The sequence below is a fragment of the Pseudoxanthomonas sp. CF125 genome (assembly GCF_900104085.1).
GTDB lineage: Bacteria > Pseudomonadota > Gammaproteobacteria > Xanthomonadales > Xanthomonadaceae > Pseudoxanthomonas_A.
In genome coordinates this window covers 346,405-371,851 of record NZ_FNLD01000003.1, presented here as the reverse complement: position 1 = coordinate 371,851, position 25,447 = coordinate 346,405, and the positions used below count along the sequence as shown (strand labels likewise).

General features: G+C 64.3%; 20 protein-coding genes. 13 read left to right on the top strand and 7 right to left on the bottom strand.

Annotation, left to right across the window (positions count from 1 at the left end):
* Positions 1-33: 33 nt before the first annotated feature.
* Positions 34-750, bottom strand: a complete 717-nt coding sequence (locus BLR66_RS15180; protein WP_093288901.1) for a glutathione binding-like protein — start codon at positions 748-750, stop codon at positions 34-36.
* A gap of 113 nt (positions 751-863) precedes the next feature.
* Between BLR66_RS15180 and BLR66_RS15175 the strand changes: the two genes are divergently transcribed.
* Both BLR66_RS15175 and uvrD read left to right on the top strand, forming a co-directional pair.
* Positions 864-1,469, top strand: a complete 606-nt coding sequence (locus tag BLR66_RS15175) for a TIGR00645 family protein (protein WP_093288898.1) — start codon at positions 864-866, stop codon at positions 1,467-1,469.
* A 53-nt stretch (positions 1,470-1,522) separates the two neighbouring features.
* Positions 1,523-3,712: a DNA helicase II gene (gene uvrD / locus BLR66_RS15170; RefSeq protein ID WP_093288896.1), complete on the top strand. Its 2,190-nt coding sequence runs from the start codon at positions 1,523-1,525 to the stop codon at positions 3,710-3,712.
* 228 nt (positions 3,713-3,940) lie between these two features.
* Here uvrD and BLR66_RS15165 read toward each other — a convergent pair whose 3' ends face one another.
* A complete protein-coding gene (locus BLR66_RS15165; protein ID WP_093288893.1) occupies positions 3,941-4,165 on the bottom strand; it encodes a helix-turn-helix domain-containing protein in 225 nt (74 codons plus the stop codon).
* Between BLR66_RS15165 and BLR66_RS15160 the strand changes: the two genes are divergently transcribed.
* From BLR66_RS15160 to lepB, 9 genes are all read left to right on the top strand, one after another.
* Positions 4,085-6,208, top strand: a complete 2,124-nt coding sequence (locus BLR66_RS15160) for a peptidase domain-containing ABC transporter (protein ID WP_093288890.1) — start codon at positions 4,085-4,087, stop codon at positions 6,206-6,208. The genes BLR66_RS15165 and BLR66_RS15160 overlap by 81 nt on opposite strands.
* Positions 6,209-6,379: 171 nt before the next feature.
* Positions 6,380-7,627, top strand: a complete 1,248-nt coding sequence (locus BLR66_RS15155; RefSeq protein ID WP_093288888.1) for an HlyD family secretion protein — start codon at positions 6,380-6,382, stop codon at positions 7,625-7,627.
* A 205-nt stretch (positions 7,628-7,832) separates the two neighbouring features.
* Complete coding sequence (locus tag BLR66_RS15150; RefSeq protein ID WP_093288885.1) at positions 7,833-8,849, top strand: beta-ketoacyl-ACP synthase 3; 1,017 nt, start codon at positions 7,833-7,835, stop codon at positions 8,847-8,849.
* A 3-nt stretch (positions 8,850-8,852) separates the two neighbouring features.
* On the top strand, positions 8,853-9,848 hold the full coding sequence (locus BLR66_RS15145; RefSeq protein WP_093288882.1) for an NAD-dependent epimerase/dehydratase family protein: 996 nt from the start codon (positions 8,853-8,855) through the stop codon (positions 9,846-9,848).
* Positions 9,835-10,677 (top strand): MBL fold metallo-hydrolase, encoded by an 843-nt coding sequence (locus tag BLR66_RS15140; RefSeq protein ID WP_093288879.1) that lies wholly within the window; start codon positions 9,835-9,837, stop codon positions 10,675-10,677. The genes BLR66_RS15145 and BLR66_RS15140 overlap by 14 nt, the downstream gene beginning before the upstream one ends.
* Complete coding sequence (locus BLR66_RS15135) at positions 10,670-11,827, top strand: ATP-grasp domain-containing protein (RefSeq protein WP_093288876.1); 1,158 nt, start codon at positions 10,670-10,672, stop codon at positions 11,825-11,827. Before BLR66_RS15140 ends, BLR66_RS15135 begins: the two co-directional genes overlap by 8 nt.
* On the top strand, positions 11,809-12,933 hold the full coding sequence (locus BLR66_RS15130; RefSeq protein WP_255402661.1) for a GNAT family N-acetyltransferase: 1,125 nt from the start codon (positions 11,809-11,811) through the stop codon (positions 12,931-12,933). Before BLR66_RS15135 ends, BLR66_RS15130 begins: the two co-directional genes overlap by 19 nt.
* Positions 12,930-13,943 (top strand): aromatic ring-hydroxylating oxygenase subunit alpha, encoded by a 1,014-nt coding sequence (locus tag BLR66_RS15125; RefSeq protein ID WP_093288870.1) that lies wholly within the window; start codon positions 12,930-12,932, stop codon positions 13,941-13,943. The genes BLR66_RS15130 and BLR66_RS15125 overlap by 4 nt, the downstream gene beginning before the upstream one ends.
* Before the next feature lie 154 nt (positions 13,944-14,097).
* Positions 14,098-14,727 (top strand): signal peptidase I, encoded by a 630-nt coding sequence (gene lepB / locus BLR66_RS15120; protein ID WP_093288867.1) that lies wholly within the window; start codon positions 14,098-14,100, stop codon positions 14,725-14,727.
* A 70-nt stretch (positions 14,728-14,797) separates the two neighbouring features.
* Here the strand turns inward: lepB and BLR66_RS15115 are convergent, their stop codons facing one another.
* The 4 genes from BLR66_RS15115 to BLR66_RS15100 are packed head-to-tail and all read right to left on the bottom strand — an operon-like array spanning position 14,798 to position 20,034.
* Positions 14,798-16,180, bottom strand: coding sequence for a matrixin family metalloprotease (locus BLR66_RS15115; RefSeq protein WP_093288864.1), 1,383 nt, complete (start codon positions 16,178-16,180; stop codon positions 14,798-14,800).
* A 5-nt stretch (positions 16,181-16,185) separates the two neighbouring features.
* Positions 16,186-16,845 (bottom strand): hypothetical protein, encoded by a 660-nt coding sequence (locus BLR66_RS19015; protein ID WP_143014666.1) that lies wholly within the window; start codon positions 16,843-16,845, stop codon positions 16,186-16,188.
* Positions 16,842-18,536: a S8 family peptidase gene (locus BLR66_RS15105; protein ID WP_093288858.1), complete on the bottom strand. Its 1,695-nt coding sequence runs from the start codon at positions 18,534-18,536 to the stop codon at positions 16,842-16,844. Before BLR66_RS15105 ends, BLR66_RS19015 begins: the two co-directional genes overlap by 4 nt.
* Positions 18,537-18,546: 10 nt before the next feature.
* Positions 18,547-20,034 carry a trypsin-like serine peptidase gene (locus BLR66_RS15100; RefSeq protein WP_176943905.1) on the bottom strand — a complete coding sequence of 496 codons (1,488 nt, stop codon included), beginning with the start codon at positions 20,032-20,034 and terminating at the stop codon, positions 18,547-18,549.
* Between the two features lie 236 nt (positions 20,035-20,270).
* On the opposite strand from BLR66_RS15100, the gene BLR66_RS15095 reads away from it, so the two are divergent.
* Entirely contained in the window at positions 20,271-21,818 is a 1,548-nt protein-coding gene (locus BLR66_RS15095; RefSeq protein ID WP_143014665.1) for a hypothetical protein, read from the top strand.
* A 95-nt stretch (positions 21,819-21,913) separates the two neighbouring features.
* Here the strand turns inward: BLR66_RS15095 and BLR66_RS15090 are convergent, their stop codons facing one another.
* Complete coding sequence (locus BLR66_RS15090; protein WP_093288850.1) at positions 21,914-22,213, bottom strand: DUF2782 domain-containing protein; 300 nt, start codon at positions 22,211-22,213, stop codon at positions 21,914-21,916.
* A gap of 118 nt (positions 22,214-22,331) precedes the next feature.
* On the opposite strand from BLR66_RS15090, the gene polA reads away from it, so the two are divergent.
* Positions 22,332-25,091 carry a DNA polymerase I gene (gene polA / locus BLR66_RS15085; RefSeq protein ID WP_093288847.1) on the top strand — a complete coding sequence of 920 codons (2,760 nt, stop codon included), beginning with the start codon at positions 22,332-22,334 and terminating at the stop codon, positions 25,089-25,091.
* Positions 25,092-25,447 lie beyond the last annotated feature (356 nt).

Genomic DNA, 25,447 nt, shown 5'->3' with positions numbered 1-25,447 from the left:
TCGTCATCCCGGCGAAAGCCGGGATGACGATCCTTACTTGGTTGGACTGCTTTGGCCGAAGAGATGTTTCCGCTCTTCCTCACTCAACGGTTTCCCCGCGTCCGGGTTCACCTTGATCTTCCAAGCATAAGCCCGTTCGGTCGCCGGCCTTGCGGCGATGGCATCGTGCCAGCGCTTGATGTTCGGGAATGCCTCGAAATCCGCCGGCAGCTTGTCGTAGGCGCCGATCCACGGATAGGTCGAAATATCGGCGATGGTGTAGGCGTCGCCGGCCAGGAACTCGTTCTCGGCCAAGCGCTTGTCCATGACCCCGTGCAGGCGCGTCACTTCGCGGCCGTAGCGGTCGATGGCATAGGCGATGGGTTCGGGCGCATACACATTGAAATGACCCATTTGCCCGGTCATCGGCCCCAGCCCGCCCATCTGCCAGAACAGCCATTCCATGGCGGCGGTGCGGCCGCGCAGATCTTCGGGCAGGAACAGGCCGGTTTTTTCCGCCAGGTACTGCAGGATCGCGCCGGATTCGAACACGCTGATCGGTGCGCCGCCGTCGGCGGGCGCGTGGTCGACGATGGCCGGCATCTTGTTGTTGGGCGAAATAGCCAGGTATTCCGGTTTGAACTGGTCGCCGGCGCCGATATCCACCGGCTTGATGCTGTATTCCAGTGCATGGCCCGCATCGACCAGCTCTTCCAGGAAAAGCGTGATCTTGTGGCCGTTGGGGGTGGGCCAATAGTACAGATCGATCATGGCAAGACTCGTTGTGGGGCAAGGAAAGTGAAGTTTAGCCCCGTCGTCGTGCTTGGCAGCGTCACCATGGGCCGGTAACCTGCCGCATCCCCGCAACGCAGCATTCCGATCCCATGTCGCATCAGCAACCCAATCGCCTCGGCCCGCTTCCCTCGCTGATCTTCGCTTCGCGCTGGCTGCAGTTGCCGCTGTATCTGGGGTTGATCGTCGCCCAGGCGGTTTATGTCTGGCAGTTCGGCGTGGAGCTGGTGCATCTGGTGAACGAGGTGTTCCTGCACGGCGGCGAAGCCGAGCAGGCCGCCAAGCTGGCCGAAGGCGGCCCCACGGCCGAAGTGGCGATCATGCTGATCGTGCTGGGGCTGATCGACGTGGTGATGATCTCCAATCTGCTGATGATGGTGATCGTGGGCGGCTACGAAACCTTCGTCTCGCGCCTGCGCCTGGAAGGCCATCCCGACCAGCCGGAATGGCTGAGCCACGTCAACGCCAGCATGCTGAAGGTGAAGCTGGCCATGGCGATCATCGGCATCTCTTCCATCCACCTGCTGAAGACTTTCATCGAAGTCGGCGACCTGGGCATGCCGGACAGCAAGTTCACCGAATCGGGCGTGATGTGGCAGACCATCATCCACTGCGTGTTCATCCTGTCGGCCATCGGTATCGCCTACACGGACCGTTTGATGAGCCATGTGACCAGCAAACCCAAAGCCGAGCACTGATTTGCCCTTGATCGATCTCAGTGCCTGCGCGCGGTACGGCGTAAAATAGCCGCGTGGATGTCTCCCATTTACTCGACGACCTGAACCCGGCGCAGCGCGAAGCGGTCTCCGCGCCGCCGGGCCACTATCTCGTGCTCGCAGGCGCCGGTTCGGGCAAGACGCGTGTGCTCACGCACCGCATTGCCTGGCTCAACGAAGTGCATGGCGTGCCGGTGCACGGCATCTTCGCCGTCACCTTTACCAACAAGGCGGCCGGCGAGATGCGCCACCGCGCCGACGCGCAATTGCGCAACGGCAGCCGCGGCATGTGGATCGGCACCTTCCACGGTCTGGCCCATCGCTTGCTGCGCCTGCACTGGCAAGAGGCGAAGCTGCCGGAAACCTTCCAGGTGCTGGATTCGGACGACCAGCTGCGTCTGGTCAAGCGCGTGGTCCAGCAGATGGAGCTGGACGAGGCGCGCTTTCCGCCACGCCAGATCGCCTGGTGGATCAACGCGCAGAAGGACGAAGGCCGCCGCGCCGAGCACATCCAGCCCGGCGACGACCAGTGGACCGATACCTTGCGCCGCGCCTACGTGTTGTACCAGGAGCGTTGCGACCGCGCCGGACTGGTGGATTTCGCCGAACTGCTGTTGCGCGCGCACGAGTTGCTGCGTGACCAGCCCGCGTTGCTCGCGCATTACCGTGCGCGCTTCCGCGAAATCCTGGTGGACGAATTCCAGGACACCAACGCCATCCAGTACGGATTCGTGCGCCTGCTCGCCGGCGACACCGGGCACGTATTCGTGGTCGGCGACGACGACCAGGCCATCTACGGCTGGCGCGGCGCCAAGGTCGAGAACGTGCAGCGCTTCCTCAAGGATTTCGGGAGCGCCCAGACCATCCGCCTGGAGCAGAACTACCGTTCCAGCGCCAATATCCTGGGTGCGGCCAACGCGGTGATCGCGCACAATCCGGACCGCATCGGCAAGCAATTGTGGACCGATACCGGCGACGGCGAGCCGATCGATCTGTATGCGGCCTACAACGAAGTCGACGAAGCGCGCTATGTGGTCGATCGCATCCTGCAATGGGTGCGCGACGGCGGCAGCTACGGCGAGGCGGCGGTGCTCTATCGCAGCAACGCGCAGTCGCGCGCCTTCGAAGAAGCGCTGCTGGCCGAGCAGGTGCCGTACCGGGTCTATGGCGGCATGCGCTTCTTCGAGCGAGCCGAGATCAAGGACACGCTCGCCTATCTGCGCATGATCGCCAATCGCGCCGACGACGCGGCGTTCGAGCGCGCCGTCAATACGCCCACGCGCGGCATCGGCGACCGTACCCTGGACGAAGTGCGCAAGCGCGCACGCACGTTGTCGCAGCCGCTGTTCGAGGCGGCGCGCGCGCTTTCGGTAGGCAACGAGCTGGCGGGCCGCGCGCGCAACGCGCTGGCGGGGTTCATCACCTTGATCGAGGCATTGTCGGTGGAGGTCGCCGAACTCGAGCTCAAGGACAAGATCGACCACGTGCTGATGCGCTCGGGCCTGCGCGATTTCTATCTCAACGAAAGCAAGGGCCAGCTGGATTCGCGCACCGAGAACCTGGACGAACTGGTTTCGGTCGCCTCCCGTTTCGTTCGCCGCGACGACGAAGACATCCTCGATGAAAGCCGCGAGGGCATGAGCGAGCTGACCGCGTTCCTGGCCTACGCCTCGCTGGAAGCCGGCGAAGGCCAGGCACAGGCGGGCGAGGACGGCGTGCAGCTGATGACGCTGCATTCGGCCAAGGGTCTGGAATTCCCGGTCGTGTTCCTGGGCGGCATGGAAGAAGGGCTTTTCCCCAGCAGCAAGTCGCTGGACGAAAGCGGGCGGCTGGAAGAAGAGCGCCGCCTGGCTTACGTCGGCATTACCCGCGCACGACAGAAACTCATGTTGAGCTATGCGGAAACGCGCCGCATCCACGGCCAGGACATGTACGGCATCCCGTCGCGCTTCCTGCGCGAAATCCCGACGCACCTGTTGCATGAAGTGCGGCCCAAGGTGCAGGTGTCGCGCACCTATTCGGCCGGCGCGCCCCGCAGCTTCGGCCACGCGCCCATCGAAGCGCCGCCGCTCAAGCTGGGCGCCAATGTCTCGCATCCCAAATTCGGGCAGGGCGTGGTCACCGACTACGAAGGCGCCGGCGCCCACGCGCGCGTGCAGGTGAACTTCGACAGCGAAGGTAGCAAGTGGCTGGTACTGGCTTATGCGAACCTGCAGGTGTTGTGACGCCCTGGAGTCTGTTCGCGATCTGCGGTAAGACGTCGTATTGATCCGCGGAAGGCTTGTTCTCGGAAGAGCGTGAAAACGACTCGCCGTCCCAGCGGGCAAAAAAAACCCCCGCGACCGGGGTTTTTTCTTGCTTGAACATAAGGTCCATCGGTTGCCGTTACCAAGACGCTTCGATCTCCACAAGATCCGCTGGGGAAACACGGAGTAAAAGCCCGCGGACGGGCATCAGGCGGCCTTCTCATTCTTGTGCATGGGGTCGTCGGTACGCAGCGACGGCTTCCCCGTCAGCAGCGAGAAGACATCGGCACCGGTGATCTCGGCAATACGAAGCAAATGGCAGGCATTGGGCGAAGAGCGGTTGTTCTCCCAATGTCCCAGTGTGCTGTGCGCCAACCCCAAGCGGGAGGCCAATTGACGCTGGCTGAGCCGGCTATGGTGGCCGACCACCACGGTCAGAAGCTCACATTGCGCGATCTACGCCAATGCTTCCCGCTATCGCTGAAAGGCGCCAACCTCTCACGCTTGATGACGGTCGCTGGGCAACTCGGCTTTCAATGCCGCCCATTGCGGCTGGACATGGAGCATCTGGGCGAACTTAAGCTGCCCTGCATCCTGCACTGGAACTTGAACCACTTCGTCGTTTTGGCCAAAGTTGGCAAGAAGAAAATCACCATTCTTGACCCTGCCTTCGGCAAGCGCGAGCTCAGCTATGCCGAAATCTCCGACCATTTCACTGGCGTAGCGTTGGAGCTGACGCCTTCTGCCGAGTTCAAGCCGCAGAAAGCCGCGCCCAGCATTTCCTTTCGCCAGCTGACCGGCCGCGTCACCGGTCTGTGGCGTTCGCTGGCTTTGATTCTCGCTTTGTCGGTGGCCTTGCAAGTGTTCGTGATCCTGGCCCCATTCTTCATGCAGTGGGTAGTGGACCAGGTACTGATCTCCGCCGACCGCAGCTTGCTGACGGTGCTGGGCCTGGGTTTCGCTCTGGTCCTGCTCCTCCAGGTAAGCATTGGACTATTGCGTGGGTGGTCTGTGGTGTATCTCTCCAGCCGGCTCGGCCTGCAGTGGATGGGCAACGTCTTCAGCCATCTGCTCAAGCTGCCGCTGGATTTCTTCGAGAAGCGCCACCTGGGCGACATCACTTCGCGCATGGGCAGCGTGCAGACCATCCAGCGCACCCTGACCACAAGCTTCGTCGAAGCCCTGATCGATGGACTGATGGCCGTGGTGACTTTGGGCATGATGCTGCTCTACAGCTGGAAATTGGCTTTGATCACCTTGCTGGCCGTAGCGCTGTACCTCGGTCTTCGCGCATTGGCTTTCCGCCCGGTGCGTGAAGGCACCGAGCAGCAATTGGTCGCCGGCGCCAAACAGCAAAGCCATCTGCTTGAGTCGATCCGCGGCGTGCAATCGGTCAAGATTGCCGGACGCGAAAGCAGCCGGTGTTCCATTTACCTCAACCTGATGAACGACACCGTCAACCGCGATGTCTGGCTGGCCAAACTGGGCTTGGGCTTCAACACCGCCAGCCAGCTGATCTTCGGCGCCGAGCGCATCGCCGTGATCTGGATAGGCGCGCTGTTGGCCATGCAGAACGTGTTCTCGGTCGGCATGCTGATCGCCTACCTGGCCTACAAGGACCAGTTCGCCGGAAGGGTCAGTGGCCTGATCGACAAATGGGTCGAGTTCCGCATGCTGCGTCTGCATGGCGAACGCCTGGCGGATATCGCACTGGCCGAACCGGAACTCCTGGACGGACATGGCTTCGAACAGGCTTCGCCCGCAAGTACGCGCCTGGAAATAAAAGGGCTGAACTTCCGCTACGCCGAAGGCGAGCCGTGGGTGCTGCAGGACTGCAGCTTCACCGTGGAGGAAGGCGAATCGGTCGCCATCGTCGGTCCCTCGGGCTGCGGCAAGACCACTCTGGTAAAGCTGCTGCTGGGCCTGTTGAAACCAACGCAAGGCACGATTGCCGCGGGCGGGCACGATATCGCCAAGCTGGGCCCGCACAACTACCGGCGGATGGTCGGCGCGGTGATGCAGGACGATCAGCTTTTCGCCGGCAGCGTGGCAGAGAACATCGCCTTCGGCGAGGAAGGCTTCGATTCCGAACGTATCGAAGCCGCCGCTCGCCTGGCGGCCGTGCATGACGAAATAGTCGCCATGCCGATGGGCTACCACAGCCTGATCGGCGATATGGGCACCACACTGTCGGGCGGGCAGAAGCAGCGGGTGATCCTGGCGCGCGCCCTTTACCGCATGCCGCGCATTCTGTTCCTGGACGAAGCCACCAGTCACCTGGATGTGGCGCGCGAACGTCTGGTCAACGAGGCCGTGCGCGCGCTCAAGTTGACCAAGGTGATCATCGCGCACCGGACGGAGACGATTGCCAGCGCGGACCGGGTGCTGGTGATGCAGGGTGGGCGGATTGTGGAGGAGCATCTTTCGGTGCGGGTTGCAGCTGCGGCTGCGACGCTGACGGCGGTGGCGCTATGAACCCGTCAGCCGTCATTCCAGCGAAAGCTGGAATCCATCTTGATCTTGATTTGCTCTTGGTATCCAAAAGCCAAGCAACAGCAAAGTCAAGATGGATGACCAGCCATTCGGCTGTTGAAAATCAGCTTCCAGCTTTCGCTGGAATGACGAACGTTATTGGATTCGCGTCGTATGACTGATTCCCTGTTCCGTCATGAAGTGCTGGAAGCCAAGCGCAACAGCTGGCTGGGAGGAATCTCTCTTGCTCAGCCGCTGCGGCTATGGACGTTGTCCGGCTTCGCGATGCTCGCTGCCTCGGCCGTGATCTGTTTCCTGGTCATGGGCGACTACACGCGCCGCTCGCGGGTTGCAGGAGAACTCGTGCCGGACCTTGGCCTATCGACCATCGTGTCGCCGACCAATGGCGTCGTAGGCCGGCTCTTCCCCGAAGAAGGGGACCAGGTGAAAGCCGACGATGCGCTGACCTTGATTGATGTGCCGCGAGTGACCGCTGCCGGCAGCGACGCATTGACGGTGATCAGGGGCGGTCTGGAAACCCGGCGCGACAGCCTGACCGAACTGGGCCAGTCGCAAGCCGAGCAGATAGACGCGCAGGTCCAGGGCATCGGCCGCCAGCGCGCCACTGCGCAACACGAGCTGGCGCAAATAGAGAACGAAATATCGACACGCCGCGAACAGGTGCGTATCGGCAAGGAAACCACGGGGCGCTATCAGCTGGTAGCGGATCAGAAGTATGTCAGCCAGGTGCAGTTGAATCAGCAACAGCAATCCCTGCTCGAGCTGATCAACGCCCAGCAAAGCCTGGAACGGCAAGCCACTTCGATCCGCCGCAGCCTTGCGCAGCTGGATCAGACCTTGCGCGAACTTCCCGCTCAGCGCAGGGGGCTGCTGGCGACCACCAGCCGCGATCTGGCGATGCTGGAACAGGAGCGCGTGCAGCAGGAGGCCAACGGCGAGCTGCTGGTGCGAGCGCCATTGGCAGGACTGGTCGCCAATCGCCTGATAGAACCGGGCCAAGCGGTGCAGGCCGGACAGCCGTTGATGAGTCTTTTACCCAAGGGCTCACGGTTGCAGGCGCAGTTGCTGGTGCCCAGCGCGGCCGTAGGTTTCATTGAGCCGGGCGATAGTGTGTTGCTGCGCTATCAGGCGTACCCCTACCAGAAGTTCGGACACCACCGCGGCAAAGTGATTCGTGTATCGCGCAGCGCCATTACCCCTGCCGGCGGCGACGGTCAGAGCGCGGAGCCCTACTACCGCGTACTGGTGGCCCTGGAAGAGCAATCCATCACCGCCTACGGCAAACAAGAGCCGTTGCGGCCGGGCATGCGGCTGGATGCCGACATACTGGGCGAGCGCCGCAAGCTCTATGAATGGGTATTGGAGCCGCTGTACTCGCTGCGTGGAAAAGTGGGGAGCTAGTTCATGTGATTCAGGGATGCGCGAAGTCCGGCCGCGACAGCGGTTGTCATCGTGGACACGGCATTCCAAGTCATTCCTTAGAGAGAGTGGTATCAAATTATGATACCGGGCATGCCATGGGCGTGTTCCTGCCACGAACGGCTTGCAAGCAACGGCATGAGCGCCTCAGGCTAGCGCCGGTGCCACCTTGAGGATGTTGCTACACATGGATGAAAGAACGCCGCCGCCGATTCCGCTCCGAATAACAGGGACCGGCGAGTACATCCCGTCGCGTCTGGTCCGGTCGGAGGAGTTCGACGCACGCTGGGACAAGCCCGCCGGCTGGACCCGCCGGCAACTCGGCATCGACTACCGGCACTACGCGACCAATGAGGAACCGGCGTCTTTGATGGCCGCCCGCGCCGCTGAAGACGCGTTGCGCCGCGCGGGCCTCCGCGCCGACCAGCTCGACTGCGTGATATCCGCGTGCAGCGTGATGGAGCAGGCCATTCCCTGTACCGCAGCGCTGGTGCATCGCCGCCTGGGCCTTGCCGGCAGCGGAATTCCCGCATTCGACATCAATGCGACTTGTCTTGGTTTCGTCGTCGCCCTGGACCTGGCCGCGGCGGCGATTGCCGTCGGCCGCTATCGCAGGGTACTGATCGTCTCCAGCGAAGTGGCGTCTGCAGGGCTGGACTGGAACGATCAGGAAACCGCGCCCCTGTTCGGCGATGGCGCGGCGGCCGTGGTGGCCGAGGCTTGCCTTGCCGAAGAGGGTTCGCAATTCCTCGCTGCGCACATGGAAACCTATTCCGAAGGCGCCGAGCTGTGCCAAGTGCGCGCCGGCGGTACGCGATTGCGGATCGCAGACGGCTTGGAAGCGTTCAAGCAGGGCGCGCATTTCGAAATGTCCGGACGGGCCACCTATCGTCTGGCCGCGCAGCATCTGCCGCGCTTCATGGCCCGCCTATCGACGCGTTCCGGTGTCGCCATCGGCGATCTGAAGAAGCTGGTTCCGCACCAGGCCAGCGCCAAGGCGCTCAAGCATCTGGAAGTGGCGCTGGAACTGCGCTCCGACATGCTGGTGCGGGTGCTGGAAACGCGCGGCAACCAGATGGCCGCCTCCATACCCATTGCCCTGCATGGGGCCATAGAGCGGGGCGAAATCCTGCGTGGAGACCTGATCGCATTGGTCGGTTCGGGCGCCGGACTTTCGTTCGGCGGCGCCGTGGTGCGCTACTGAACCATGGCGCGCATCCTCGTCACTGGCGCTTCCGGCTTCATCGGCAGTCATGTTGCCGCTCATCTGGCAGCATCGGGGCACCAGGTCATCGCCAATGGACGTTGCCTGGAGCGGCTGCGATTGCTGCAAGGTACGGCAGCGCAGCTGGCTGCCGCCGACCTGTCTACCGATCCGCTCGAGCCGTTGGCGGAGGCATGCGACGCGGTCGTCCATTGCGCCGCATTGTCTTCTCCCTGGGGCGCAGCGGACAGCTTCTCGCGCGCCAACGTACTCGCTACACGTCGAATCCTGGAAGCGAGCCAGCGCGCTGGCGTGCGCCGTTTCATCCACATGGGTTCGCCCAGCATCCATTTCCGCTTTGCGGATCAATATGGGATCGACGAACGATTCGAACCGCCGCGGCGATGGATCACCGACTACGCGCGCAGCAAATGGGAGTCTGAACTCTGCGTCCGCTCCGCCGCCGCCAATGGGCTGGAAGCGCTGGTGCTGAGGCCGCGCGCGGTCTTCGGCGAGCGCGACCAGGCCATCCTGCCCCGGCTGATGGCGATCGCCGACCGGGGCTGGTTCCCGTTGATACACAGCGGTGGGGCAGTCATCGACGTGACCTATGTCGGCAACCTGTCGCGACTCGTAGCCCAATGCCTGGAGGCCGATGTCGTTGCCGATGGACGCGCCTACAACGTCACCAATGGCGACCCCATCCGGGTCGTCGAACTGATCGCCAAATTGTTCGCCGCCATGGGCCGCGAAGTCCGTCTGGTCCCAGTACCGCGTCGGGTCGCGGTGGCCATGGCAGGCATTGCGGAACGCATCGCACGCGCACGCCCCGGACGTCCCGAACCGCGGCTGACCCGTTACGGCGTAGGCGTGCTCGGCTATTCGCAGACGCTGGATATCTCGCTGGCCCGGCGCGAACTCGGCTACGCACCGGCGATCTCCATCGATCAGGGAATCGAGCGTTACGCGCGATGGTGGAAACAGCATGCCGGCACTTGAATGGCGTCTCTATGAAGCCGGGTACTGCACCCACCCCGAACGGGCGACCAAGGCCGGCGGATCGCTCCGCGCATGCGAATTCCCCGCGCTGGTATCGGTGCTGCGGCATCCCGGGCACGGGATCGTCCTGTTCGATACCGGCTACTCCCGGCACTTCTTCCATGCCACCGAACGATTCCCGGAGCGGCTGTACCGGATGGTGACGCCGGTGCGCCTGCACGATGGCGCGGCGTTGTCGTTGCAGCTCGAGCACGATGGCATTCCCGCATCCGCTGTCGCATGGGTCGTGGTTTCCCATCTGCATGGCGATCATGTCGGCGGGCTCGCCGATTTTCCGTATTCTAAAATCGCGCTTTCGCACGAGGCCTGGAAGGACATGCAAAGCCGCAGCCGTGTCGGCGCGCTCAGCATGGGACTGCTGCCAGGGCTGCTTGATGCGCACGCACAGGCGCGGTTGCAGTGGTTCGAAGATCGGCCCGCGGTCGCTTTGTCCGGTCCATTCGAGCGGTTCGGATCGGGCTACGATCTGTTCGGCGATCGCAGCCTGTTGCTTATCGCCTTGCCTGGCCATGCCGCCGGCCACTATGGCCTGTTGTTCGAGGACGCCAGCGGTCCGGTATTCCTGATCGCCGACGCCAGTTGGTCCAGCCAGGCCATCCGCGACTTCATTCCACCGCCAGCGCTAGTGACAAGCTGGCTGGGCGATACGCGCAGCTACCGCGATACGCTGGCCAAATTGAATGCGCTTGGCAAAGAGGCGCCAGAAGTGCGGATAGTCCCCTCGCATTGTCGTGAATGGCGACCCGCAAGGAGCCGGACCGATGCCTAGCGTGCTCATTCTGGGCGGCAGGGCACCAGTGGCGCTGGATCATGCCCGTCGTTTCGAAAGCCAAGGCTGGAAGGTGTGCCTGGCCGACAGTATCCCTTGCCGGCTCTCGGGTTGGTCGCGTTCGGTGGTTGCGACTTTGTCGTTGGCCTCCCCGCGCTATGCGCCGATGGCTTTCGTGGAGGGCATCTGCGCTGCGATAAGAAGGTACGGGATAGATCTGATCGTGCCGACATGCGAGGAAGTTTTCTATCTTTCGCGATATCGCGACCTGTTGCCGGCGAACGTACGCGTGCTTGCCGACGACTTCGGCACGCTGCGCACACTGCATAGCAAGTGGCATTTCGTCGCAGCCGCACAAGGCTGCGGCGTCCGCGTGCCGGCGAGCTGCCGGGTCGCTTCATTGGCGGAAGCCCGCGCATGGGCGGGTGCCGAACCTGTCGTGCTGAAGCCCGAGTACTCGCGTTTCGGCGTGCATGTGCGCCTCTATCCTGAGGGTTTGCCGATGCGAGCCCCGGAACTGGGCATCGCCGGCGCCTGGGTGGCGCAGCGGTATCACGCCGGTATCGAGCTGTGTTCCTACGGAGTCGCCGATCGTGGTCGGCTACTGGCCCACGCGGTCTATCGGCCCGGCTACCGGATACAGCGCAGTTCCAGCTTCTACTTCGACCCGTATCCCTCCGGGAAGATCCGGAGTTTCGTTTCCGCATTCGTGCGCAAGATGAATTTCACCGGGCAGATCTCCTTCGACTGGATTCAGGGCGAAGACGGCGAAGCGACCGTGATCGAATGCAACCCGCGGGCTACCAGCGGTTTGCATCTGTTCTCCGAGCACGATGGGCTGCCGGCGGCACTGGCCGGCGAGATCGGCCAGTGCGTGGAGCCGCACAACGAGCAGCCCGCCATGATCGCCGCTCTCATGCTCTCGGCGGGTCTGTATCAGGCAACGGCCAATTCGACCCTGCAGCGCTGGCGACACGACTATCGGCGCGCCAGGGACGTGGTTACAGCGCCGGGTGACCGGCTGCCTCTTGCGGGAGCCTTGCTGGATCTGTGCTCCTACTCGCGGCTGGCTATCCGGCAAGGCTGCAATCTCCGGGAAGCGGCGACACGGGATATCGAATGGGATGGCGAATGCCTCTCGCAGACATGAGCGCGTCCGCCACGGACCATGATTTCTCCGAACGTGCCCGTGCTTTCGCGCGGATTCATGCCGGCGAACCGCCGAAGACCTTTGCGGCGAACCTGAGCGCCAGGGTCGAGACGCTGCAGGCGGGCGAAATCACCATGCCGGTCACCCTAAGCGATGGCGGGCCCGGCGATGCTTGGGTGTGTTCGCCGCGGGCCACTTACGCCGATTGCGCAGCCGAGGAAGCCGAGCGCTATCTTCCCGCGTGGATGGCCCGTGGCAGCCGCGGCTTGAGCAAGGGACTCGGCGATTGGCTGACGGGCGCCGGCATCGACCGCGTCGCAGCCATCAACAACTGGCTGCTATCGACCAATCTTTATCCGCCGTTGCGGACGGTTCCGCTGGCAACGACGATCCGGGCCGCGCGCGAACGCTGGCCCGACCATGCGATCTGGTTCCGCTCGCTGAACACCATCGACAATGCCGACTGGATCGCTGCCCTGGGCGAACTTGGCTTCCAGTTCGTAGTCAGCCGTCAGGTCTATCTTTACGAGAACCTGGCCGCGCTGTCGGCCCGGCATGCCAATCTGAAACGGGATCTTCAGCAGCTCGGACGCACCAGCTTGCACCGCGTACGCGATGACGGCATCGCCGACGACGACTACCCGCGCATCGTCAGGCTCTACGAGCTGCTCTACATTGAAAAATACTCCCGCTTCAATCCTCACTACAGCGCCGAATTCATGCGCTGCTGGCACAAGGCCGGGCTGCTGGAGTTCCACGGGTTCCGCGATGCATCGGGTGTTCTGCAGTGCGTGGTCGGTCTGTTCCGGCAAGGCGCTACTTTCACCTCGCCCATCGTGGGTTACGACACCTCGCTGCCACGGCAGCTGGGCCTGTACCGACTGCTGACCGCTTGCGCGTATGAGGCGACGATGGAAAAGGGAGGTCGCCTGAACTTCAGCGCCGGCGCCGCCCAGTTCAAACGTTTGCGCGGCGGCGTGCCGGCTATCGAGTACAGCGCAGTCTATGCACGGCACCTGCCGCGAAAGCTTCGCAACGCGATCGGAATTCTCTCCTTGGCGACACGGCGCGTAGGCGCTCCATTGCTGACGAAGTACAAACTATGAAGCCCTGGCATCCCTCGCTCTTCACCTATTGGTATGCGGTCGCGCGCAGCGACCAATTGCGGCGCCGGCCCATCGCCGTCACCGTCCTTGGCTCGCCGATCGTCCTTGCGCGTCTGGAAACGGGCCAACTGCTTGCACTGGAGGATCGGTGCCCGCATCGGCAGGCTCCGCTTTCGGCCGGCTGCCGGACACCCACGGGTATCGCCTGCCCCTACCACGGCTGGGAGTTTGGCAGCGACGGTGCGCTTCAAGCCGTTCCTGGAATGCCGCCGGAATCGCCGTTGCCGGGCGTGCGCGCGCGCGCGTTTCCCTTGCTGGAGCACGATGGCCTGATCTGGCTGCGCCCCGCCGATACCGGTGCCGCCGGACCAGGCGAACTGGTGAACAGCTCGCAACCCGTCTACCGCCGCTTCCTATGGCAGACCCGCTGGCGGGCGCATGTGGTCGATGCGACGGAAAACTTTCTGGATCCCATGCACACCCATGCCATCCACCCGGGACTGGTGCGTCGCAACGGGGAGAGAACGCGCACCAAGGTTCGCTTCAGCGGAACCGCCGAAGGATTCAGCGTGGACTATTCCGGTCAGGACCGGCAATCGGGGCTGCTGTATCGCCTTTTCGAATCGCGACGCACGCTGGAGCGTGCGCATTTCGCGGCCCCGGGCAGTGCGCAAATCGAGTATCGCTATGCCAAAGGCGGCATCGTCCGCATCACCTTGCATTTCACTCCACGGACCAGCGAAGAGACCGACGTGTTCGCCACGCTGCACGTCGAAGGCCGCTGGGCGCCCGCATGGGCCGTACGTCTTCTGGTTTGGCCGTTCCTACGGCAGGTCAGCGAGCAGGACAGACGCATCCTGCAGCTGCAATCGGAGAACCTGAAACGTTTCCCCCTGCAGCGCGGAGCTTCGACCCGGCTGGATGTGGTGCGGGCCAGCCTGGAGCAATTCTGGTCGGGGAACGGCCTGCCGCAGGCGGATGAATTCCGCGAGATCGAAATCATGCTTTGAATCGATGCGCGACAGAAAAGCAGGCGACGCCTTGTTCGGGCTTGTCCGGATCGGCGGCCGGCACCTGGAAAATCCGGTCGCATGACCCATGGCATATGCGGCAGGGCGGGATGCGTGAGTTACTCGCGATCGTACCGACCGGAGCTATCGACGCATGCAGACCCAGGCCGACTCCTCGAACAAGCCGGAAAGGGCGTGGCGCTGGTTGCGCAGCGAACTGCCGCAGATCGTACTGATGCTGGTGTTGCTGGCGGCGGCGCGCGATTCGTTCGCCAATCACTACTACGTGCCGTCGGGCTCGATGGAGCATACGCTGGAGATCGGCGACCGCGTGGCGGTCGACATGCGGGCCTACGGCGTGCGCCTGCCGTTCACCGACGTGCGGCTCATCGCCACCGGCAAGCCCGAGCGCGGCGACATCGCGGTGTTCGATTCGCCGCAGGACGGTACGCGCCTGATCAAGCGTGTGGCTGCGGTGGCGGGCGACGAAGTGGAACTGATCGACGGCAGGCTGAGCGTCAACGGCGTCGCCCTGGAAGCGATCGGCGCTACCGATACCGAGATATTCCGCGACCATCGCGCCATGCTCGACCTGTCGCACGGTGGCGGACCGGACATCCATGGGTTGACCGTTCCCGATGGCCAGGTGCTGATGCTGGGCGATGCGCGCGGCAACAGCATCGATGGGCGCTTCTTCGGGCTGGTGCCGGTGGGCGAATTGTACGGACGTGCTGTCGCCATTTATTACCGGCGCGGAGAAGGCTTCTCGTGGCACAGGCTTTAGATCGCGCAACCGGCCGTTGCCGTTGCCGCATGGCTCCGCTGCGGCAACGGACCAGGACCCGGATACGCCGTCAGTTCGGTTTGATGTAAGTCACCTCAAGTTTGTAATTGCCCGCCGCATAGCCACGCACCATCACGTAGATCTTGTTGCGGTTGGCCGGCACTTCCAGTTCGCAGGTTTCGTTGGCGTGGCTCAGGTAAGGGCGGCAGATCCAGCTTGAGGTGTCCGGTGGCCCGACATAGCGCACGTACAGATCGGGATCGCCCGCATTGCCGCCGGTTCCCTGCATCTTCACTTGGGCGATCGAGCCGGGTTTGACCGCGAACGGTCCGTACTGCTTCTTGGCGTTCTTGGCTACGGATTGATTGTCGAACACCTTCGTCTCGGTAGTGCCTGTCGCCGGCGCCTCGGGAGCGTGATAGACGCACTGCGCCAGGTTTTCCGGGTTGTTGCTGCCTTTTCCATACAGGCAGGCCGAACCCGCCTTGTCCAGGCCGGTGAGCACCAGCGACCAGTCGCCGCCGCCGTTGCATTGCGGATAATGCATGACCGAGAACTTGTCGTAGGCGGTCAATGGCTCGAACTGATCGTCCTCGAAGCAGATGCCAGCCTCCGGGCGCGTATGTTCGTGGCGCAGGCCGAGCGTGTGGCCCAATTCATGGCGCAGGATGCCGACCAGCTGCAGCGGCTCGTCGGCGGGCAGATCGAAGGAGGAATTGTCGATCAGCACGTTGCGGTCGCTGCGCTGATCGCTGGGGAAGAACGCGCGCGCCAGATATTCGCCGCCCACATCGACTGGCCGCACATCGAACAGCACATTCGGATTGCTCGCATTGCAGCCGCCGTCCTGGGCAGGGAGATGGATGAAATCCACCTGCGCCGCTTCTTCCCAGGCGCGCGCGGCCGCTTCCATGTCGGCGATGACCGCGGCCTTGTGCGTGCCGAACGCGTTGCTGACGCAGTAGGTGAGCTGCTTCTTCTTGGCGCTGGTCCAGATATCGACGCCGCCGGTGGCGCCCTTGGCGGCGGCCAGCGCCACTGTCAGCTTGCCGTTGGCCACGCCATCGGCTTCCTTCTGCATTTTCTCGAAGAATTCCTGCAGCAACTTGCGGTCGGGAATGGCGATGTCGCCATTGACGATGTACTTGCCGCCTTCGCCCGGCTCCTTGTAGACCGACGCTTCGAATTCCTCGAACGTCTTGCCGATCCATTTCCTGCGCGCGGCGTCGGCCGCCTCCTCGATGGATTTCTGCGCGGCGGCGATGTTCTCGTCGGTCGCCGCGACAGCGCCCGTGGCTGGCTTGATGTCGCTGTCGGCGGGTGTGGGCGTGGGAGTGGGTCCAGCCGGCGGCGTGGGACCGGCGGTGGGCGTGTCCTGCTTGCAGCCTGCAAGCGCCAATGCCATGGCCAGCGTCAGCAACGGACGCGCGAGGGGGGAAGTGGGTGCGCTCATGGGTTCTATTCCTTGTTGGAGGGGCAGGGTGCTTCGACGACGTTGAGCAGGTCGGTGCCGGCCGCGATCTTGCGGATCTCGGTAAGCGCGGCCTGCGCGTCGCTGGCATTGCGGAATTCCACGCAAAGCCGTGATTCGCCTTCGAGGCCGATGCGTTGGTAGCGCACGGCGGCGACGGCGGAGGTCGCTTGCTGCCGTTCCAGCAGCGCGCGTATTTGCTTGAAGGCATCGCGTGTTTCGGCGGGAACGCCTTTCCCGCGCGAAAGCGCGTCGATGGTGATGTGCACAGGCGTCTCAGCCTTGCCGCCGGTGCCGGGCGAGGTCTGGGTAGGCATGGGTTTCACCGGTGCCTTGATGATGGGGAGCGTGGGTGTTGGCGACGCTGGTGGCGAATCGATTGGTGCGGGCGGTGCGGCAGGTTCCGGCGACACCGCTGGCGGCGAGTCCGCTTCCGGCTCCTTTGCATCGGATATCGCGGCCGCAGGCGTATCGGCAACCGGTGCATCGGCGCTCGGAGCGCCGGGTGCGGGCGCAGGTTCGGCAACCGTGCGGTCGGCGTCGCCTGCCGGTGGCGCAGGCGCGCTGCAGGCCGTGCAGGCGCAAGCCAAAGTCAGCAGCGTCAGTAATGTGCGCGACACTGCGTATGGAATGCGCGTTGCGTTCATGGCGTGCCCGGCATGCGTGCAGCGAGCGCGCGCGAAGCTTTCGGTTTCACCGTATTGGGCGCCTGCAGTTGGCCGGGCTGCGGCGCCTCGAGCGCGCGCTGGAACGCCTCCGGGTCGCGCATCGCCAAATCCAGCAGCTCCGGACCGAAACGCTTGAGCTCCGCCTCCAGGTCCGCGGGCTGGCCGAGCATGCGCTGCAATCCCGCGCGCAGATCGGCCGGCTCGCGGTCCAGCGTGCGCGACATCAGGCTGACGGTGTCGTCCTTGGGCGGCGCGCGCAGTTGCGTGCGCGGCGATCCCAGCGGTTGCCGCAGCAGCTTGTCCAGATTGAGGATGCCGGCGCCATAGCGCTGCGCATCCCATCCCTGCGGCACGCGCGCGCTGGCTTGCATCGCCTGCACGAACAGATCGCGCCGGGTCAGGCTTCCCTGCGCGGCCTTGATGCGGTCGCGTCCATGGAACGCGATCCAGCTGGCGGCCGCGCCGGCCACCGCTGCGGTGGCGAACGAGGTGCCGTTGCCCGGGCTGGACTCGATGCCGGTGGCGCCGGCTACCGCATCGGCCACGTAAACGTCTTCGCCCGGTGCGGAGATATCGACCGCGCGTCCCTTCGAGGAACCCTTCCACGGTTTGTTGTCGGCATTGGTGGCGCCCACCGCGATGGCGTTGTCGTAACTGGCCGGCGCCACCACCATGCCGATGCAGTTGCCGGCGGCGTTGACCACGATGATGTCGCGGCGCACGGCGTCGTTGATGGCGCGCTCCAGGCCGAAGAACGCCCGCCCGCCCAGGCTCATCGAGATCACGTCGCACTGCGCCTTGGTCGCATGGCGCACGGCCCGCGCGGTGTTGGAATCCAGCACGCGGATCACGCTGTTGAAGGTGCGGATGGGCACCAAGGTCGCCTTGGGCGCCAGGCCGTCGATGCGGCCGGGCGCGGTGGTGTTGCCGCTGGCGTCGAAACCGCCGTCGCTGATCAGCACGCTGCCGGTCTTGGTGCCGTGGCCCGGATTGCCGGAATAACCCAGCGGATCGCGTGCGTCGCTGCCGCCTTCCATCAGGTTGAGGGTGAAGCTGCGGTCGATGCGTCCGGAGTCCAGATCGACGTGATCGGTCCAGCCACTGTCCGGGTGGCAGATTCGCACGCCTTCGCCCAGTGTCTTGCCGCCGGCAGGCGGCGTGAGCTTGCGTGCCGCCTCGACCGCCATGTGTTGCGCATCCAGCGACCATGCCGGATTGGTGGGGGCGGCGATGCCGTTGTCGCCCAGGCAGGCGGCTACCGCAGAACGTTTCTGCGCTTCGACCAGCGTGTCCTCGCTGTCCGGTTCCACCTGAAGGAAACCGCCGCGCTCGCGCAAGGCGTTGGCCGAATCCCAGGGATTGCCCTGCGGCGGGTCGGACACGCGCAGGCGGTGGATGCGCGACAGCCCTTCGGGGTCGTCGGTCGCCGGCGCATCGGGAAACAAGGGTTCGATGCTGACCACGTTGGCGAACACCGCTTCGGCGGCCGTGCGCAGATCGGCAGGCGTTTGCGCAGGTGCAAGCTCCACCACGTAACCCTGGGTGTAAGCGGGCGTGGCGACCGGCGTCGCTACGGGCGCAGTCGCAGCCGGCGTTGCCGGGGCAGCGGGCTGATCGCGTTTGCACGCTGCGACCATCAGCAACAGGAACAGCAGGAACGCTAGACGCATGACGTTGTCCTCAAGTGGCGGGCAGTACGCAGACGCGCGGATCCTCGCGCCAGGCCGGCGCGGCGATGTCCAGGCGTTCGACCACCTTGGTGATGGGCAGCACCGCTTCGTGCGCGCGCCAGCCGGCGGCCCAGGGTTCGGACAGATCTTCCTGTCCGTCGAAGAGCAACCCGATCACCGCATGCGAACGCCGGTGATAGACCGGAGATCCGGAATTGCCGCGGTAAGTGTCGCTGTCGGCACCGATGGTCGGCTGCTGGTCGAAGCGCACGCTGATGTACTCGTAATAGGGCGCGCCGTCGCTTTCGCGCAGCTGGTAGCTGTCGACGAATTCCTTGAGCTTTCCTTCACGGTAGGACAGATCTTCGGCTTCGATGGAATCGAATTCCGCACTGACCAGCAGTTTCATGGCGATGTATTCGTCCGGCGTGACCCGGAACGGGAAGTACACGAAGCTGTTGTCGTGCACCGTGCGCGGTTCTCCCAGCGGATAGCCGATGACGTACAGCGGGTCGTCGCGTTTCACCTGCGCCAGCGACAGGCATTGCGGCGGGTAGGCCGCGCCCGGTAGCACGCCGTCGGCGTTGACGCCGAGTTCGAGCAGCACGAAATCCAGGTTCCCGCGTTCGTCCTCGTCGCTCAACCGGATCGCGCTCACGGGGAATACCTGCCTGGCGAGATGGTTGCCGGCCAGATCGTCCTCGTAGTCGAAAACGGCTTCGAATTCCTCCGGAGTCTCCTCGAGGATGCAGTGATTGTTGGTCAATGCCAGCCTCTCGCCGATCAGCACCGCGCTGCAGCGCGGTTTTTCTTCCAGCCGCGCCCTGAGCGCGAAAGCGCCGCGCGAGTTCGCGTAGATGCGCTGATAGGTCTGCGGCGGGTAGCGGTCGTCGTGGTCCAGTCCGTACAGCGACTTGCTGAGACGGCGGACTTCCGCGTGCTGTTCCACCAGTTCGCGCTGTTCGGCGCGCTGGCTGCCGTCCAGCGCCTTGTAGGCCTGCACGAGTTGCCGCTCGGTGTTTTCGGCGCTGCGCTTGAGCTGCAGCAGATCGGCTTCGGTCGCATCGGCGCCGAGCGCGGTCTCGGCGATGTTGCTCATGCGCCGTTGCGCGGCATCGACATTGCGGTACTTGGCGCGCTGTGTCGGTGCGAGATCGTTCCAGCGTTTGGTGGCCTGCAGCTGCACGTTCTGCAACTGCACCGAATCGCCGGGGCCGTCGATCACGGCGGCCTGCACCGGCATCTGCCGCACCTGCTGGGCCACCGCATCGGCATTGGAAACCGCCACCGCCGAATCGGCCGTCTGCAGCACCACTTTGCCGCCCTGCTTGGTGATTTCGACAGGCACCACCACGCCCTGCGGACGCCGCCGTACCTGCTCGCGCAGTTCGCTGGTGCTGATGCGCTGCGCGCGTGGCGCGTCCTGGGCCAAGGCCGTAAATGGCGGCATGCAACATAGGAACAGGGCAAGACTGGTGCCGAAACCAGAGTATTTCATTGCGTGGGATCTCCCGGGGGAAAGATCGTGCGATGTGAATTTTTTACGTTGCGCAATACGCTGCGTAACAGTACCAACGCGGTTGCACGCGACTTCGGGCCATCGCATCGCAAGGTGTCCGGCCCTGTTGCGATGCTGCGTTGGGAAGAACTAACGGCGTGGGGTGGGCGCGTCGCGATGACGCCGAAGCAACGGCTATGCGCGCGCAAGCGCAGCGACAGGAATGGAGATTGCCCGTGGATATCCGCATCGCTCGACTTTCGTTTTCATTGCTGGCGCCTTTGGCGCTGGTCACCTGCACGCAGGACGCACGCGTGCGTTCGCAAGAGCCGGCCGCTTTGGCCGGCGATGCCGACGCAACTTCGATGTCCGCGGCGCTTCTGCCTGCGGCCACCGGTTGCGCGCCGGGCACCCGCTGCCTTTCGGTCACCGGCACCGGAAGACCCTTGGCCAGCGGAACCTTTGTTGCGCAATGCCGCGGCAAGTTCGCCGATTTCATCGTGCCGAAGACGACGCTGCCCGGCGCCTATGCGGGGCCCTGGTTCCAGCCGAATCTGCTGGAACAGGCTTCTACCGGCGTGCCGAGCGGTTCGCGCCCGTGGCTCGCCTTCGATCCCCGCGATCCCGATGAACGGCTGGCTTATGCGCTGGCGCTGCGCAATTACGCGTTCAGCAGTGCAGTCGTGCGTGGCCTGACTCCGCAACTGACTGCCGACGCCGATTATCGCGATGCCGCAGGCGGCACGGTGACGGCGGCGCAGCGCAACCAGAAGTGGTACCCCGCACCGCGCATGTTCTACGGGCCCACCAATTCGCCCGGCACGCGCGAAGCGGCCCATGGCATGACCCTGGAACGCACCGTGCGGGTCGGCGAACTCGGCGGCAATACCGCCGCCTTCCAGAATTACGCGGTCGCCTATTACGATGCGCGCGGCGGGCGTGTGTTCCAGCGTTTGTGGAAGACCACCACGCCGGGTGTCGATCAACCCAAGCTCAGCGGAATGAAGTTCAGCGAAGGCAGTTTCGTGTTCAAGCTGTTGTACAGCGCCGCCGCGCCGGGCGCTTTCCCCCAGGATCTGCTGGCTGGATCGCTCAAGGTCGACATTCTGCCCAATCCGGGCGCAGCTCCAGTGCCGGTGCGGTTGATGCAGATCGACATCGCGGTCAAGGATCGACGGGCCAGCGACACCGGCTGGTACTTCGCCACTTATGCCTACGATGCCTCGCAGTCCGGCGCGTCGCCGTGGAAGAAGATGGCACCGGTCGGACTGATGTGGGGCAACGACCCCGACGGTGCGCCGATCACCGAATCCTGGATCAATACCGCGGCGCCGGCTTATGCATTGGCGCACCTGGGTGTGGGCGGCCGCCTCAACGGACCGGTGGACAATCCCGCTTCGGCCTGCATGAGCTGCCACAGCACCGCGCAGGCGCCTTCGCTGGCGGGAATGCTGCCCACCGGCGCATGCGCGCAGGAGCCGTTCCGCGCCGACTGGTTCCGCAATCTGCGCGGCACCATCGCTTTCGGCCGTCGTCAGGCCTCGGGGCAGACCTGTCTGACGAATCTGCCGTCCGGCGTGACCGTCACCGCTGCGGACTACTCACTGCAGCTGTCGGCGACGGTGGCGCGCGCCTTGCCCACCGCAACCGGCGGACAGACCTTCAACCCCTGCACCTGGAACGAAAATGCGCCGCCGCCTTCGGCGCTGGTCGCGCTTTCGCCGCAGGCGGCGCGGTTGCAGCAGCAGGACATCGAACAGTACGAAGTCACGCGCGATCCCTGAGAAGCGGTCACGCGCGGGGTAATTGCAGAGCGTCGGGGACGTAGCCCCGACCTACGTAGGTCGGGGCTACGTCCCCGACCGCATGCCGGAATCACTCACCAACCGTAGAGCTTCCAATACACCGGCGAGATGTCTTTCTCGCCAGCACCCTTGCTGTGGTCCAGGCGGCCGTCGCCGTTTTCGTCCATCAGGTAGTAGGCCGCGCCTCGCGAAGGCGTGACTTTGACCATGCGCAGCTGGTTGGCCACGCGGTATTCCTCGATGACATCGCCGTTGGGCTCGGTGCGCACGGCCACCTGGGCATCGGCCAGGTCCACGCCAGGATTGTTTTGCGCCGACCCCAGGGAAGCGCAGCCGGCAAGCGCCAGCAGAGGCGCGCTCAACAGGGCTTTCATGGTGATTCTCATGGGGGGTCTCTACGATGCCGGGGCTGCGATTATGCGCCGGCAACGCTAAGCGTGCGTGAGAACGGTAGAAGCACGGCCGCGCAAGCCCCGGGGTTAGAATTGGCGCATGCCCAGACTCGTACTGATCGACGGTTCCAGTTACCTCTACCGCGCCTTCCATGCGCTTCCTCCGCTGACCAATGCCGCGGGCGAGCCCACCGGCGCGCTGTTCGGCGTGGTCAACATGCTGCGCGCGACCTTGAAGGAGAATCCCGAGTACGTCGCCTTCGTGGTCGACGCGCCCGGCAAGACCTTCCGCGACGAACTGTATCCGCTGTACAAGGCCAACCGCGCCGCCATGCCGGACGACCTGCGCGCGCAGGTGCTGCCGATGTGCGAGATCGTGCAGGCGCTGGGCATGCCCATCCTGCGCATCGACGGCGTGGAAGCCGACGATGTGATCGGCACGTTGGCCCTGCAGGCCAATGCCGACGGGATTGATGTGACCATTTCCACCGGCGACAAGGATTTCGCGCAGCTGGTGCGGCCCGGGCTGGCGCTGGTCAACACCATGAGCGGCAGCCGCATGGATTCGGACGAAAACGTGTTCGAGAAGTTCGGAGTGAAGCCCGCGCAGATCGTCGACCTGCTCGCGCTGATGGGCGACGCCGTGGACAACGTGCCCGGCGTGGAGAAGTGCGGCCCCAAGACGGCGGCCAAATGGCTGGCCGAGTACGGCACGCTGGACGGGGTGATGGCGCACGCCGGCGACATCAAGGGCAAGATCGGCGACAACCTGCGCGCTGCGCTGGAACGCCTGCCGCTGAATCGCCAGCTGGTCACCATCAAGACCGACGTCGCGCTGGACGGCGATGCGCAAAGCCTGGGCATGCGCGAACGCGATGTGGATTCGCTGCGGCAGCTGTACCAGCGTTACGGATTCAACCAGGCGCTGAAGGAGTTGGGCGGCGAAGCCGCCGGCGCGGTCGCGGAAAAGGAGCCGGGCCGCGCGCGCGGTACTGGTTTCGTGGCCGCTGCCGCAATGGAGACCTCGGCTATCGATCCCGCGCTGTCGGTGCAGGGCGAATACGAAACCGTGCTCAGCGCCGAACAGCTCGATGCGCTGATAGGCACGCTGCGCAAAGCCGACGAGTTCGCCTTCGACAGCGAAACCGACAGCCTGGATCCCATGCAGGCCAACCTGGTGGGATTGAGTTTTGCGGTCGAACCCGGCAAGGCCGTCTACCTTCCGCTGGCGCACGAGTATCCCGGCGCGCCCGCACAGCTCGACCGCGCCGCGACGCTGGCCGCGCTTTCGCCCCTGTTCGCCGACGCGAACAAGAAGAAGCTCGGACAGCACGGAAAATACGATCTGCACGTCCTGCGCCGCCATGGCGTGGTAGTGGCCGGCTACGCCGATGACACCATGCTGGAAAGCTTCGTGTTGAACTCGGGCAGCAGCCGCCACGACATGGACAGCCTGGCCAAGCGCTACCTGGGCTACGACACCATCAAGTACGAACAGGTGGCCGGCAAGGGCGCCAAGCAGATCCTGTTCTCGCAGGTCGCACTGGACGACGCCACGCGCTACGCGGCCGAGGACGCCGACATCACCCTGCGCCTGCACCGCACACTGTCGTCCAGGCTGGCCGCCGAGCCGGGGCTGGAAAGCGTGTATCGCGAAATAGAAATGCCGCTGGTGCCGGTGCTGGAGCGCATCGAAGCCAACGGCGTGATGATCGACGCCGACGAACTGCGCCGCCAGTCCGCCGACCTGTCCAAGCGCATGCTCGCCGCCCAGCAGAAGGCGACCGAGCTGGCCGGGCGTACCTTCAACCTGGATTCGCCCAAGCAACTGCAGGCCTTGCTGTTCGAAGAACTGAAACTGCCCGCGGTGCTGAAGACCCCGACCGGGCAGCCTTCCACCAACGAAGAAGCACTGGAGGCCATTGCCGACCAGCACGAACTGCCGCGCGTGATCCTGGAATACCGCGGGCTGGCGAAGCTGCGCAGCACCTACACCGACAAGCTGCCGGAAATGGTCAACCCGCAAACCGGCCGCGTGCACACCAGCTACCACCAGGCCGGTGCCGCCACTGGCCGCCTGTCTTCGTCCGATCCCAACCTGCAGAACATCCCGATCCGCACCGACGACGGCCGCCGCATCCGCCGCGCCTTCGTGGCGCCGCCCGGGCGCAAGCTGGTGGCCTGCGACTATTCGCAGATCGAGCTGCGGATCATGGCGCACCTGTCCGAAGACCCCGGCCTGGTGCGCGCGTTCGAATCCGGCGTCGATGTGCACAAGGCCACCGCGGCGGAAGTGTTCGGCCGCAAGCTCGAAGAAGTCACCGGCAACGAGCGCCGCGCCGCCAAGGCCATCAATTTCGGCCTGATGTACGGCATGAGCGCCTTCGGGCTGGCGCGTCAGCTGGGCATCGGCCGCGGCGAAGCGCAGGACTACATCGCCTTGTACTTCAGCCGCTATCCGGGCGTGCGCGATTACATGGAGCGCACGCGCCAGCAGGCGCGCGAGCAGGGCTATGTGGAAACCGTATTCGGCCGCCGCCTGTACCTGGATTACATCAACAAGGGCACCCAGGGCCAGCGCGCGGGCGCCGAACGTGCCGCGATCAATGCGCCCATGCAGGGCACCGCTGCCGACATCATCAAGCGCGCGATGGTCGCGGTGGATGCCTGGCTGGTCGATCACGCCGCGCGCGCGCTGATGATCCTGCAGGTGCACGACGAACTGGTGTTCGAAACTGAACAGGATTTTGTCGAAACGCTGCTCAACGAGGTCACCGCGCGAATGTCGGGTGCCGCAAAGCTCTCGGTTCCCCTGGTGGTCGACAGCGGAGTGGGCGATAACTGGGATGAGGCGCATTGACCCGGATATTCAGGCCCAAATCCGTGACAAAGCGGGTAGTTACGGCCGGTATCTGTGCGGGCGCTCGCGTTTCTAATTCAATACTGGCTAGTTCAATAAACTGAATATGTCTTAAACCTTACGGTTTTTTAACCGGAATCTTCACGAACTATCCATGCGCGGTCTGGTCATATAGCCCGTGACAGATGCAAGGTCTGTCACTGGATCTCTCCCATCCCCTGGAGTGATCTCCGGAACGAAGGCCCCTCCCCAGGCCTAGTTCCCTGGCCCCGCTGACCCCCCCCTGGTCGGTGGGGCTTTTTATTTTGCGCGATGGCATTCCGCGGAACGGTCGGTGCTCTGCGTTACTGTGCGCG

Excerpts from the sequence above, each read along its gene's own strand:
- BLR66_RS15160 (WP_093288890.1), top strand. The coding sequence starts at position 4,085 with ATGTCCCAGTGTGCTGTGCGCCAACCCCAAGCGGGAGGCCAATTGACG.
- BLR66_RS15155 (WP_093288888.1), top strand. The coding sequence starts at position 6,380 with ATGACTGATTCCCTGTTCCGTCATGAAGTGCTGGAAGCCAAGCGCAAC.
- BLR66_RS15150 (WP_093288885.1), top strand. The coding sequence starts at position 7,833 with ATGGATGAAAGAACGCCGCCGCCGATTCCGCTCCGAATAACAGGGACC.
- BLR66_RS19015 (WP_143014666.1), bottom strand. The coding sequence starts at position 16,845 with ATGAACGCAACGCGCATTCCATACGCAGTGTCGCGCACATTACTGACG.
- BLR66_RS15105 (WP_093288858.1), bottom strand. The coding sequence starts at position 18,536 with ATGCGTCTAGCGTTCCTGCTGTTCCTGTTGCTGATGGTCGCAGCGTGC.
- BLR66_RS15145 (WP_093288882.1), top strand. The coding sequence starts at position 8,853 with ATGGCGCGCATCCTCGTCACTGGCGCTTCCGGCTTCATCGGCAGTCAT.
- BLR66_RS15125 (WP_093288870.1), top strand. The coding sequence starts at position 12,930 with ATGAAGCCCTGGCATCCCTCGCTCTTCACCTATTGGTATGCGGTCGCG.
- BLR66_RS15135 (WP_093288876.1), top strand. The coding sequence starts at position 10,670 with ATGCCTAGCGTGCTCATTCTGGGCGGCAGGGCACCAGTGGCGCTGGAT.
- lepB (WP_093288867.1), top strand. The coding sequence starts at position 14,098 with ATGCAGACCCAGGCCGACTCCTCGAACAAGCCGGAAAGGGCGTGGCGC.
- BLR66_RS15140 (WP_093288879.1), top strand. The coding sequence starts at position 9,835 with ATGCCGGCACTTGAATGGCGTCTCTATGAAGCCGGGTACTGCACCCAC.
- BLR66_RS15175 (WP_093288898.1), top strand. The coding sequence starts at position 864 with ATGTCGCATCAGCAACCCAATCGCCTCGGCCCGCTTCCCTCGCTGATC.
- BLR66_RS15100 (WP_176943905.1), bottom strand. The coding sequence starts at position 20,034 with ATGAAATACTCTGGTTTCGGCACCAGTCTTGCCCTGTTCCTATGTTGC.
- BLR66_RS15115 (WP_093288864.1), bottom strand. The coding sequence starts at position 16,180 with ATGAGCGCACCCACTTCCCCCCTCGCGCGTCCGTTGCTGACGCTGGCC.
- BLR66_RS15090 (WP_093288850.1), bottom strand. The coding sequence starts at position 22,213 with ATGAAAGCCCTGTTGAGCGCGCCTCTGCTGGCGCTTGCCGGCTGCGCT.
- BLR66_RS15130 (WP_255402661.1), top strand. The coding sequence starts at position 11,809 with ATGCCTCTCGCAGACATGAGCGCGTCCGCCACGGACCATGATTTCTCC.
- BLR66_RS15180 (WP_093288901.1), bottom strand. The coding sequence starts at position 750 with ATGATCGATCTGTACTATTGGCCCACCCCCAACGGCCACAAGATCACG.
- polA (WP_093288847.1), top strand. The coding sequence starts at position 22,332 with ATGCCCAGACTCGTACTGATCGACGGTTCCAGTTACCTCTACCGCGCC.